Below are 12,159 nucleotides of genomic sequence, written 5' to 3'. Positions count from 1 at the left end.
AGAAAAGGAGGTAAAATTACCTCCCTTCCATTGCTATAAAATCAGCATTAATTATTTCATGCCCTTTTTTATCGCCTCTATTTCGGCAAGGTGGCCTTTAATAGTAGGTAAAGTTTTTGCGGCAAAAGCTTTCAAATCTGCATCTTTGCAGTTTTTGGCAGCATCTTCAAACATCGATATTGTTTTTTTGTGCCCGTCAACCATGGCATCTACGTAAGCTTTGTCGAAATCGCTGGCCGATTTTTTTGAAAGATCTTCCAGTTCCTTTTGCTTGTCTTCGCTTGGTGCAGCAGGCAATGTAATGTTTTTGGTTTTGGCAATAGCCATCAACTCGTCGTTTGCTTTGCCATGGTCGGCCACCATCATCGCAGCAAAGTCTTTAACTTTTTGATTTAAGGCTTTGGTTTCGGCAACTTTAGCTACTGCAACTTCGGCCATACCACCGTTGGCAGCGTCGACAGCAAATTTTGCATCATCTTTGTCGACAGCAATGCCTTTTGCACCGGTTACGCCGGCAGTATCTTTAACCGCCATTGTTGACGTGTCTTTAACGGCATTGGTACTGTCGGCAGCATCTTTACTGTCTTTGGCACCGCCGCATGATTGGAACGATAAAGCGGCAATTGCCACCATCGCTATTAAACTTAACTTTTTCATAGTAGTGATTTATTTATGTTTTTATAGGCAACAACTTTTACTCAGATAAGTTTTATTTTCTTATTTGTAAAATAAATTAAGTCCATATCAACACACCGTCTAATTCCAGCCGGATTTACCTCCTCCTCCCTGGCGAGCATTCTCCCAACCAAATATTTTTGACTTTTTAATTTTGACTTTTGACTTATAAGACGCTTTGTCACATAAATCGTTCAAAATTTCTATATTGGTAGCCTATATATTTATACTAAATGCTAAATAAGCTTTTCTTTACGCTGGTATGCCTGTTGGGCTGTACCGCATTGTTTGCCCAGCAACATGGCCAGGAGTTTGGCATCCAAACCGATAACGATTCGTACCTGGGTCAGGGGTCTGACAAGTATTACACCAATGGTATTTTCTTTTACTACCGCAAGGCTTTAAAAGTGGCAGACACGGGGAAACTTCAAAACAAAATTTTAGGCATCGAATTAGGTCAAAAAATGTTTAACCCACAATCAGGTTACGTGAGGGACGCGGGTGATGTTGACCGGCCTTTTGCGGCATACACCTATATTGGAGGTACCTTAAACCTGCTTTATAAAAACGAAAGCACCCTTAAACTTGGCGCCCAAATAGGCCTGGTTGGCCCTGCAGCCGGCGGCGAACCCGTTCAAAAGCTTATTCATAACACCTTTGGCTTTTATACACTGAATGGCTGGCAGTATCAGATCAGGAATGATGTTGAGCTTAATATATCTGCCGAATATAACAAACTGCTTACCCGCGCGTCATGGGCAGATGTAAGCTTAGCCAGCTATGCCAACTTAGGTACCGGCTTCACTGGCGCCGGGATAGGACCGCTTTTTCGCTTAGGCAATTTTAACCAGCTATTCAGTTCAATAAGTACGCAAAGCACGGCATCGTTAACACCCCAAAGCAATTTGCTGCATAAGCAAGAGTTGTTTTTTTACTACAAACCGCAAATAAACGCCGTAGTGTACGATGCCACCATACAAGGCGGCCTTTTTAGCAGCCACGACCCCAATAGCCTGGAAATTACCGGCACCAAAAAAACCTTTGTTTTTAGCCAGCAGTTTGGCGTGGGCTTTAGCTTTACCCGTTTTACTTTTGATGTCGCCGCTATTTTCCACACCCGCGAAGTAGAGACGATGGTATATTCGCACCAATGGGCGGCTATAACCGGGGTTTATCGGTTTAAGTAGTAGATGTGCAGATTTCAAATGTGCAGATATGCAGATGAAGAAAATAGATGTGGGGATGACGAAAACCTATTAATGATGCATGTTTTCGGCATTTTCAAATCAAAAAAACATCTGCACATCTGAAATTTGCATATCTGCACATTAATTATTCATCACGCACATCCCTCCTGTTTTCCTTTTTTGCCGATTGTTTCTTTTTGTTATCTAACCGGGCGGCTTTGGCGGCTTTGCTTACTTTGGTTGATTTGCGTGCCTTTTGCACGTGTAACGCGCGGTTAAAAAGGGCAATCAGCCTTTCAACGGCTTTTTCTTTGTTAAGGTATTGGCTGCGCTCTTCATCGCAAATTACCTGCACCAGCCCGTCTTTATTTAAGCGGTTTTGCAATTTATCAGCGAGCAATGTTTTCTCATCATCAGTAAATAACGCCGAAGCGGCAACATCAAACAAAAGTTCAACCTTGCTTGATACTTTGTTTACGTTTTGGCCTCCCTTACCCCCGCTGCGTGATGTTTTATAAGTTATTTCTTTTTGTAAATCGGCTTTATTCAGGTTCATTTTTCAAATGTAGCTTTTTTAGCTTGATCAGCCTGGATAATTACCTTCCCTTAAATACTGCCTTACGTTTCTGTAAAAACGCAGCTACCCCCTCTTTAAAATCCTCGGTACCAAAGCATTTTCCAAATTCACCTATCTCTGTTTCATAGCCATTTACCCCATCAGTTAATCCGGCATTTACCGAGCGGATGGCGGCAGAAAGGGCCAGCGGAGCCCTTGATATAATTTTCAACATCAATTCCCGGGCTTTATCTAATAATGCTTCCTGACCAACTACATGGGTAATCAGGCCATAATTGAGTGCATCGGCAGCAGTAATCATATCGGCGGTTAATATCATCTCCAGCGCCTTGCCTTTTCCTACTAATTGGGTAAGGCGCTGGGTACCACCGTAGCCAGGTATCAGGCCAAGCGTTACTTCGGGCAAACCCATTTTGGCAGTTTCGGCAGCTATGCGAATGTGGCAGGCCAGGGCCAGTTCCAACCCGCCGCCTAAGGCGAAACCATTTATTGCAGCTATAACAGGTTTGTTGCCGTTAGCAATCAGGTCGAAAACGTCAATTTGATTATTGCGGGCAATGGTTGTACCACTTTCGGCATCAAGGTTGACAAATTCGCTGATGTCGGCGCCCGCAACAAAGGCCTTGATACCTGCCCCTGTTATGATGATGCCGCTTACCAACGGATTATTAAAAGCATTAAAAAAGGCAGTATGTAATTCGGCCAGCGTAGCCTTGTTGAGGGCGTTAAGCTTGCTTTCACGATTTATAGTAATATACTGTATGCTATCTTTCGTTTCTGTTAATATGTTTTCAAATTCCATTGCTGTAGCTTATTTAAAAATTGCGGTGCTGGTGCACCCAATCGGTAATATATTTTACAATGTCCTGGGTATTGGTGCCTGGAGGGAAAAGTTCGCCCACTCCCTGCTCTTTCAGCGTAATCATATCATCATTAGGGATAATGCCTCCTCCGGTTACCAGTACATCGTCCATCTGTTTTTCTTTTATCAATTTCAATATCTTAGGAAAAACCGTCATGTGCGCACCGGATAGTATGGAAATACCAATGGCATCCACATCCTCCTGGAGGGCAGTATTTACCACCATTTCGGGCGTTTGGCGCAAACCGGTGTAAATTACTTCCATGCCTGCATCGCGCAGCGATGTGGCGATAATGCGTGCGCCACGGTCATGCCCGTCGAGCCCTACTTTGGCAACAAGAACGCGGATGGGTCGGTTAAAGGTATTACTCATACATTGTAAATGTAATAAGAACGAAGTATAATATCGAATAATGAATTTTGAAAAAAGCCCTGACATACATACTACAAAACATTCTACATCCTGCAAAAATCTCGGTTACAGCTACAACTTTGCTGTTTACACGCCCTGTTTGCAAGCAGTTATAAGAAGTTGCTGCATTACCCATTGACATGTCCAGTCTCCTTATCACCCTTGTAAAGGCGACAACTTCTTTTACGATGTCTTTTTCATTTACAAGAATCCCCGGATTTTACCACTTGTAATGATATAAAAATTGAAAATAAAAAAGCCTCCCGAAGTACTCAGGAGGCTTTTCTTATTAAAGGCTGCTATTACATTTTTGCTGTAGTATCCTTCATTTTTTTCTTAATCTTCGTTTTTCCGTTCTTCTTTTTCACCTTCACTTTGGTGGTATCAGTTTGCATGGTACCATTTGATGATTTTACCGGTGCCCCATAAGCAAAAACGCTTCCGAAAGAGATTGCTGCTAAAGCAATCATACAAAGTGCCTTTTTCATAGTTTTATGTTTTATAGTTTTTATACTATCAATAACAAATTAACTATAAATTGTTTTTATTTCGTTTAATTAAATAATTGTACCATTAGGAATAATGGCACGCTTTTTAACAACTACAATACCATCTTGCACCGTATGGGTGCCATAATCGCCATCAGACAACAGGCCACCACAGTTAATGCTTACGTCATCGCCTATGTAGGTATTTTTATCAATAATGGCGTTTTTTATCTTCACCCTGTCGCCTATACCCATAATCGGCGAATCGCTTAATTTCAGTTCGGCAATTTGCTCCAGCGTTTGGTAATTATCGCTACCCATTACATAGCAGTTCTCAATTTCGGTCTCAACTCCTATCCGGGTACGGATACCAATGATAGAGCGGGTGATAGTTTTAGCGCTGATGATACAGCCATCGGCAATAATCGATTTATTTAATGTAGTGCCGGATACTTTTGATGGGGGTAGCATGCGCGCACGGGTATAAATATGATTTTCGCCAAAAAGGTTAAACTTAGGTATCTCGTCGGTAAGGCCCAGGTTAGCGTCAAAGAACGATGGTATGGTACCAATATCTGTCCAGTAACCCTCATACTGGTAACTCAAAACCTTATGATTAACTATAGATTGCGGGATAATCTCTTTACCAAAATCGGTACGGTCATTACCTTCCAGCAATTCATAAAGCAGTTTACGGTTAAAAATGTAAATACCCATTGATGCCAGGTAAACCCGGCCTTCGGCTTTCATCTCGTCGCTTACATCAGATGCCCAGCTTTCAAAGTCCGATTTTGGTTTTTCGATAAATGCTGTAACCATGCTGTCATCATCCGCTTTCAAAATACCAAATCCCGGAACATCAGCCGCGTCAACAGGAATAGTAGCGATAGAAATTTCGGCACCGGCTTCAATGTGCTTGGTTATCATATCATCAAAATCCATCTGGTACAGTTGATCGCCCGATAGGATCAGTACGTACTCAAACTCATGTACAGCCAGGTGGTGTAAACTTTGTCTTACCGCATCGGCCGTACCTTGAAACCATGATACGCTTGATGGGGTTTGCTCTGCCGCCAAAATATCAACAAAAGCATCGCTGAAGCTGCTAAAGTGATACGTGTTTTTGATGTGTTTGTTTAGCGAAGCCGAGTTAAACTGCGTTAACACATAAATACGTGTAATACCCGAGTGCAGGCAATTGGAAATGGGAATATCAACCAAACGGTACTTACCGGCAATTGGCACAGCCGGTTTTGAACGTGTTGCAGTTAGGGGCGATAAACGACTGCCCTGGCCACCGCCAAGCACAATTGAAATTACTTTAGATGTCATATCAGAGGGTTTAAACTTTCATAAAGGTTTATATATTCTTTGGCCGATCTGTCCCACGAAAAATCGAGGGCCATCATTCGCTTGCGGAGTATTTGTAGTTGTGGCTGGTTTTGGTAAAGTGCGGCAGCGCGGCTTATGGCATGGCAAATATCATCTACCGAAACCTGGTTAAACCGGATGCCGTAGCCGCCTTCGTCGCCAAAATCAATTACCGAGTCGATTAAGCCGCCTGTACTGCGTACCAACGGCATGGTGCCGTACCGTAGGGAATAAAGCTGGTTAAGCCCGCATGGTTCAACACGCGATGGCATCATCAGGAAATCGGCACCCGCATACACCACGTGTGCCAGCCCTTCGTCGTAACCGATAAATACATTGCACCTGCCGGGATATTTAGCTTTAAGTTCAAGCATGGCAAGCTCCATATCTTTATCACCCGAGCCAAGGATAAAAAAGTTAACCTCATCGCCGTATTGCGCCAGTGTACGGTCAATAGCTTCGGGCAACAGGTCGGCACCTTTTTCTATCACCAGCCGGCCGATGAAGGTAAACAGGGGCTTCGATGCATCCAACCCAAAACGGGTACAAAGAGTTTCTTTGTTTAATTGTTTTCCCTTCGCAAGCGTTTTAGTATTAAAATGGCTCGGGATCATCGGATCTTTCAAGGGATTCCAAACTTCCGTGTCAATACCGTTAATTATACCGTAGCCTTTGGCTCTTTCGATATAAAAAAGATATTCCAAGCCGTTTGAATTAATGGTAAGCTCGCGCAGGTAAGTTGGCGATACCGTGGTATACAGCCAGCTACATTTTACCGCGGACGCCAACGGGTTTATGCCACCAGCCCAATCAAGCAGGCCTGTTGAGGCCGGATCAATTTCGGGCAGGTACTGAAAATGCTCCCAGCCAAAAGCGCCATGATACTGGCCGTTATGTATGGTAAATACCGTAGGCACATTGGCCAGCCGTTTATACAATTTGGAATGGTAAAGCAGAAAGGGTACCAGGCCGGAGTGATGATCATGGCAATGGATAATATCCGGTGTTTGCTGCGAGTAGCTGATCCAATCTAAAAAAGCCAGCTGAAAAGCAATAAACTGCTCCCGTTCGTCGGGATAGCTGTATACATTTTCCCTGTCAAGCAATCCGGGTATGCGGACTAAAAACAACTCGAAACCCAGCTTATCGGTTTTTTCTTTTAAAATTTCAAAATAAAGGCGGCGGGTGTTTAGTAAAGTTACGGCAGTAAAAACAACATCAAATTCGTTTTCCTGCGTAAACTTGCGATCATAGTAGGGCATTACAACCGCTGCCTGCAAGCCTGCCAGGTTTTGATATTTGGGCAGTGCGCCAACAACATCTGCAAGGCCGCCAACTTTGGCAACAGGGTAACATTCGGCACTCAAATGGAATATTTTCATTCAGGTTTTATTGGCTCAATTTAAGGAAAGATTACCAAAAGAGAAACCTATAATCATTAATATAGTTTTTGAAATTTACAGAGAAGATTGTAAAAATGTTATTAAAGTTTTGACGGTATAGTTATAAAAATGATAGCAAAAACAGCTAATTAAACTTAATCAACGTTGAGTATTGAGTACACTAAGGTGGGATTATTTACTTAAAACGGATTTTTATTGACAGGACACCGGATTTATAGGACATATGCCGATAGATAATATGTGGGATTTGCCAAAGCCAAAGAAACCATCGTTGATACAACGCCATCAGAACATCAGAAAGATATCCGGCAGGATAGAATCGCCGATTTTAAAACACCCGTCTCCTCGTATGTTTGCTCATATAACCCAGTAGCACCAAGAGTAAGTAAAATGACTTTATTATTTTCAGGATCGATGATAAAGTACTCTTTAACACCTGCCGATTCATAAAGCGAACGTTTTTTTTGAGTATCGTAAGCCCTATTTGTCGAAACAATCTCAATAATTAATCGCGGCACACCATGAACACCATTTTTTTCAACAATATCCATTTGGTCATTTAACACAACAAACAAATCTGGTTGTACTACGGATTGTTGTTTTTCGAAGTAAACATCAAAAGGAGCAGTAAATAATTCGGCTATTGGGCTATTGGTTAAATATTCGAATAAAAGGGAAGTTAACTTTATTAATAATTTTTGATGCTCACGGGATGGCGATGGCGACATACTTAATTCATTGAAAATAACTTCACAGCGGGTACCTTCGGGCAACATCCGATAAATATCAACAGCGGTAGATGGGATCTCCGTTATAAAGTTTTGATATTTATGTTTTTCGTCCATAATGCCGGTAATCTTAAAGCGATAACACAAATATAATTAATTGTGTTGTAAAAAGATTCACTCCTATTTTTCAATTGATTTTAGAAAAAAATGTGCCACTGTCTGTTCACGACAGCAGCACGTTTTTATTTTAAGTGGCATATTGATAATTATGCCCGATCGAATTTCTAACTTAATCAACCCAATCTAACTCAATCAACTATTGACCATTATCAATGCGCCTCCAACCAATTTAACCCCGTACCAATCTCTACCATAATAGGTACTGTTGTTTTGATGGCGGTTTTCATATTGTGCATAATGATGGGTTTTACAATTTCAATTTCGTCATGAGGCACATCAAACACCAACTCATCATGCACCTGCATGGTCATGCGGGCGTCCAGCTTTTGGGTTATAAATTCCTGGTGAATGTTGATCATGGCTATCTTGATCATATCTGCAGCCGATCCCTGGATTGGTGCATTGATGGCATTTCGCTCAGCAAAACCACGTACCGTAGCATTGGCCGAATTGATATCGCGCAGGTAGCGGCGGCGGCCCATTAACGTGCATACATAGCCGTTTTCGCGGGCAAAGTTCATGGTATCGCTCATGTATTGCTTTATTCCAGGAAACTGGGCAAAGTACTGCTCAATAATATCCGCAGCCTCTTTACGCGGGATGCCTAAACTTTGTGATAAACCAAAGGCCGATTGCCCGTAAATAATACCAAAGTTAACCGCTTTTGCGTTGCGGCGCTGCTCGCTGGTTACTTCATCTAAAGCAATGCCATAGACATTGGCCGCGGTGGCGGTATGAATATCGAGGTTATCAACAAATGCTTGCGTCATGTTTGGGTCTTTGCTAATCTCGGCTATGATGCGCAATTCTATCTGCGAATAATCGGCAGATACAATGCTGTGGCCTGCATTTCTGGGGATAAAAGCCTTACGCACCTCCCGGCCGCGCTCGGTACGGATAGGGATATTTTGCAGGTTGGGGTTAACGCTGCTTAACCTGCCGGTAGCGGCTACCGCCTGGTTGTATGAGGTATGCACCCTGCCCGTTTTAGGATTTACCATAGTTGGCAATGCGTCAACATAAGTTGATTTTAGCTTTTGCAGCTGCCTAAAATCTAATATATCCCTTACAATATCGCTTTTGGCGGCTAACGAGAGCAATACATCTTCGCCGGTTTGGTATTGGCCGGTTTTGGTTTTCTTGGCTTTAGGGTCAAGCATCAGTTTTTCAAACAATACTTCGCCCAACTGTTTTGGCGATGCGATATTAAACCTTACCCCCGCTTTTTCATAAACAGTTTTTTCCAGTTTACTAATGTCGGTCTCCAATTCTTTGCTGAACTCGCCCAACGTAAAATGGTCTATTTTTACCCCTTCAAATTCAATGTCGGCCAGTACGTAAATCAATGGATGCTCTATTTCGTGAATAAGCTTTTCGCTTTCCACCTCTTTCAATTTCGGTTCGAAAACGGATTTTAATTGCAGTGTAATGTCAGCATCCTCAGCGGCATATTCTTTTATTTTTTCTATCTCCACATCGCGCATGCTGCCCTGGTTTTTACCCTTGGGGCCAATAAGCGAAGTGATGGAAACCGGCTTATAACCCAGGTAATTTTCGGACAATACATCCATGCCGTGGCGGGTATCCGGATCTATAATATAATGCGCCATCATGGTATCAAACAGCTTACCCTTAACCTGCACATCGTACCATTTCAGTATCAGGATATCAAACTTAATGTTTTGCCCTGTTTTGCCGATGCTTTCATTTTCCAGCACCTGTTTAAACTCGTTAACTATAGCTTTAACCGCTTCCTGATCTTCGGGCACCGGCACGTACCAGGCCTCGCCTGCTTTTATCGAAAAAGACAGGCCAACCAATTCGCAATAATTAGCATCAGTTCCGGTAGTTTCGGTGTCAAAGCAAAAACTTTCCTGTTTTTCAAGGATGGCTATCAGCTCAGCGCGTTTTTCAGCCGTATCGGCCAGGTGGTACTCGTGCGGTACGTTATCTATATTTTTAGATGCTGTTACAAAGTCTTCGCGGATGTCCTCCACATCAACCGTCATGGTGGTGCGGGCCGTGGCAACAGGCTCGCCAAACAGGTCGGTTTGAGTACCGGCAGATTTAAACTCGGTGATGGTGAAATCATCGCCAAACACACGCCTGCCCAGCGTGCGGAATTCCAGTTCGGCAAAAAGGGGTTCTAACAGTTCTTTGCTTGGTGCGCATATCTCCAGGCCCTCCTCGTCCAGTTCAACCGGCACATTTAACAATATAGTCGCCAGTTTTTTTGACAGTAAACCCTGCTCGGCAAATTGCTCAACATTCTCGCGTTGTTTACCTTTTAGCTCATGGCTATGGGCAATAATATTTTCCATCGAGCCGTATTGTTTAATGAGCGATTTGGCCGTTTTCTCGCCTATACCCGGAATGCCCGGAATATTATCTACTGCATCGCCCCAAAGGCCTAAAATATCTATAACCTGTTCAACGCGTTCTATTTCCCATTTCTCCAGCACTTCCTTTACGCCCAAAATTTCCATCTCATTCCCCATACGGGCCGGTTTGTAAATGCGGATATTATCAGATACCAGCTGCGCAAAATCCTTATCAGGGGTCATACAATAAACCTGGTAACCTTTTTGCTCGGCCTTTTTGGCCAGGGTGCCTATAATATCATCGGCCTCGTAACCATCTGATGTTATTACCGGGATGTTGAAACCCAGTATCAGCTTCACTACATAGGGTAATGCCTTTGATAAATCTTCGGGCATAGCCTCGCGGTGGGCCTTGTAATGTTCGTAATCGGTATGGCGTTCGGTTGGCGCTTCGGTATCAAAAACAACAGCCATGTGGGTTGGCTTTTCTTTTTTCAAAACATCCAGCAGGGTATTGGTAAAGCCCATTACCGCCGATGTATTCATCCCACCCGAGGTAAACCGAGGGCTTTTACTCAAAGCAAAGTGTGCCCGGTAAATAAGGGCCATGCCATCCAAAAGAAATAGTTTTTTCATTATATGTGATTACACTGATTTTTAATGATTGCACCGATTAAGATGATCCATTGATTATCAGCAGCTATGTATTGATGATTAAAATTGATTAGTTGCTTTTCAAAAATACAATTAATGTGGTTTAATCACAGTGTTGGCTTCTAAAATCGGTGAAATCATTTTCTATCGGTGAAATCAAAAAACTACTTAAAACTGCACTCCGGAATATGGTCATTCACCATACCCGTTGCCTGCATATGGGCGTAACAAATGGTGGTGCCAAAGAATTTGAAGCCCCGTTTTTTCATATCCTTGCTGATAGCATCCGATTCCGGTGTACTGGCGGGAATTTTATGGTGATGGTTGATAATGGGTTTTCCACCGGGCATAAAGCTGTACAGGTATTTATCAAACGAGCCAAATTCCTGTTGTAACCCAATGAACAGTTTAGCATTGCTTATAGCCGCCAGGATTTTTAACCGGTTACGAATAATACCGGCATCCTGCATCAGGAGCTCTACATCATCATCGGTAAAGGCAGCTACTTTGTGCACGTCAAAATCGGCAAAAGCTTTGCGGTAGCCGTCCCTCCTGCGCAAGATAGTTATCCAGCTTAAACCAGCCTGGGCAGATTCGAGGATCAGAAACTCGAAAAGCGTTTTGTCGTCGTGTACTTCTTTGCCCCACTCTTCGTCGTGGTATTTATTGTATAATGGGTCGGTTCCCGCCCATGAGCAGCGAATTATTTCCTGGGGGTTTTCGTTCATTTTTGCCATATAAAAGAATATACTATGGTGAATTTATTTACGTGTTGCTTGTGCAATACGCTTATAATTTTCTTAATAACCGGGTAAGGCGTTTCGCCGTCAGCCGCGATAGCGATGCGCATTTGGGCATTGTGTTGTTTCACTGTTGCCTTTCTTGCGCATCTTATCCAATTGAATAATTCGTCGTCACATGCTAAATCGGGCAATAAACCTGCCTGTGCGCGATAGTTGATAAAATTGTAATAGTTGGTAATATATTTTTTTAACGAGGTTAAGGGGGTACCAATAAAATCAGTTTTGCCAAACTTAGCAATGTCGCCAGGCGAAAATGGCACGTTGTATATCGCGGCCATTTGTTTTAACGCGTCTTCGCGAACATCGGCATATTCGAGTCCAAACATTACCTTATTTTCTCCCACTAATATGGTTCCAAAATCCGCGTCAGGATCCCCGGTATTAAATGAATGACCAACCGGCAAATTAATATCAATAGGACTTCGGGACCAAGGCCTGCCATAAAATAATAGAAACATCAATACAATCAATAACAGGTTGAACATCGGAAACATATCA

General features: G+C 42.8%; 12 protein-coding genes. 1 reads left to right on the top strand and 11 read right to left on the bottom strand.

Translation table 11 applies throughout. The features are described from left to right. Positions 1-51: 51 nt before the first annotated feature. Entirely contained in the window at positions 52-657 is a 606-nt protein-coding gene (locus tag AC1DV1_RS04750) for a DUF4142 domain-containing protein (protein WP_477356044.1), read from the bottom strand. Between the two features lie 251 nt (positions 658-908). Between AC1DV1_RS04750 and AC1DV1_RS04745 the strand changes: the two genes are divergently transcribed. Further along, entirely contained in the window at positions 909-1,862 is a 954-nt protein-coding gene (locus AC1DV1_RS04745; RefSeq protein ID WP_477356041.1) for a lipid A deacylase LpxR family protein, read from the top strand. A gap of 145 nt (positions 1,863-2,007) precedes the next feature. Here AC1DV1_RS04745 and arfB read toward each other — a convergent pair whose 3' ends face one another. The 10 genes from arfB to AC1DV1_RS04695 form a co-directional block, all read right to left on the bottom strand. Next, positions 2,008-2,418, bottom strand: coding sequence for an alternative ribosome rescue aminoacyl-tRNA hydrolase ArfB (gene arfB / locus AC1DV1_RS04740; protein ID WP_477356038.1), 411 nt, complete (start codon positions 2,416-2,418; stop codon positions 2,008-2,010). Between the two features lie 40 nt (positions 2,419-2,458). Beyond that, positions 2,459-3,241, bottom strand: a complete 783-nt coding sequence (locus AC1DV1_RS04735) for an enoyl-CoA hydratase/isomerase family protein (RefSeq protein ID WP_477356035.1) — start codon at positions 3,239-3,241, stop codon at positions 2,459-2,461. Between the two features lie 13 nt (positions 3,242-3,254). Continuing rightward, a complete protein-coding gene (locus tag AC1DV1_RS04730; protein ID WP_477356032.1) occupies positions 3,255-3,674 on the bottom strand; it encodes a cobalamin B12-binding domain-containing protein in 420 nt (139 codons plus the stop codon). A gap of 341 nt (positions 3,675-4,015) precedes the next feature. After that, positions 4,016-4,201 (bottom strand): hypothetical protein, encoded by a 186-nt coding sequence (locus AC1DV1_RS04725; protein WP_477356029.1) that lies wholly within the window; start codon positions 4,199-4,201, stop codon positions 4,016-4,018. 69 nt (positions 4,202-4,270) lie between these two features. Beyond that, on the bottom strand, positions 4,271-5,533 hold the full coding sequence (locus tag AC1DV1_RS04720; RefSeq protein WP_477356026.1) for a glucose-1-phosphate adenylyltransferase: 1,263 nt from the start codon (positions 5,531-5,533) through the stop codon (positions 4,271-4,273). Continuing rightward, a complete protein-coding gene (locus AC1DV1_RS04715) occupies positions 5,530-6,954 on the bottom strand; it encodes a glycogen synthase (protein ID WP_477356023.1) in 1,425 nt (474 codons plus the stop codon). The genes AC1DV1_RS04720 and AC1DV1_RS04715 overlap by 4 nt, the downstream gene beginning before the upstream one ends. Before the next feature lie 314 nt (positions 6,955-7,268). Further along, complete coding sequence (locus tag AC1DV1_RS04710) at positions 7,269-7,820, bottom strand: Uma2 family endonuclease (protein WP_477356020.1); 552 nt, start codon at positions 7,818-7,820, stop codon at positions 7,269-7,271. 212 nt (positions 7,821-8,032) lie between these two features. Next, a complete protein-coding gene (polA, locus tag AC1DV1_RS04705; RefSeq protein ID WP_477356017.1) occupies positions 8,033-10,840 on the bottom strand; it encodes a DNA polymerase I in 2,808 nt (935 codons plus the stop codon). A gap of 182 nt (positions 10,841-11,022) precedes the next feature. Continuing rightward, complete coding sequence (locus AC1DV1_RS04700) at positions 11,023-11,586, bottom strand: DNA-3-methyladenine glycosylase I (RefSeq protein ID WP_477356014.1); 564 nt, start codon at positions 11,584-11,586, stop codon at positions 11,023-11,025. Beyond that, positions 11,583-11,987, bottom strand: coding sequence for a hypothetical protein (locus AC1DV1_RS04695; RefSeq protein WP_477356011.1), 405 nt, complete (start codon positions 11,985-11,987; stop codon positions 11,583-11,585). Before AC1DV1_RS04695 ends, AC1DV1_RS04700 begins: the two co-directional genes overlap by 4 nt. Positions 11,988-12,159 lie beyond the last annotated feature (172 nt).

The organism is Mucilaginibacter sp. P4_D1 (genome assembly GCF_056401935.1).
This window is presented reverse-complemented; position numbering and strand designations above follow the sequence as displayed.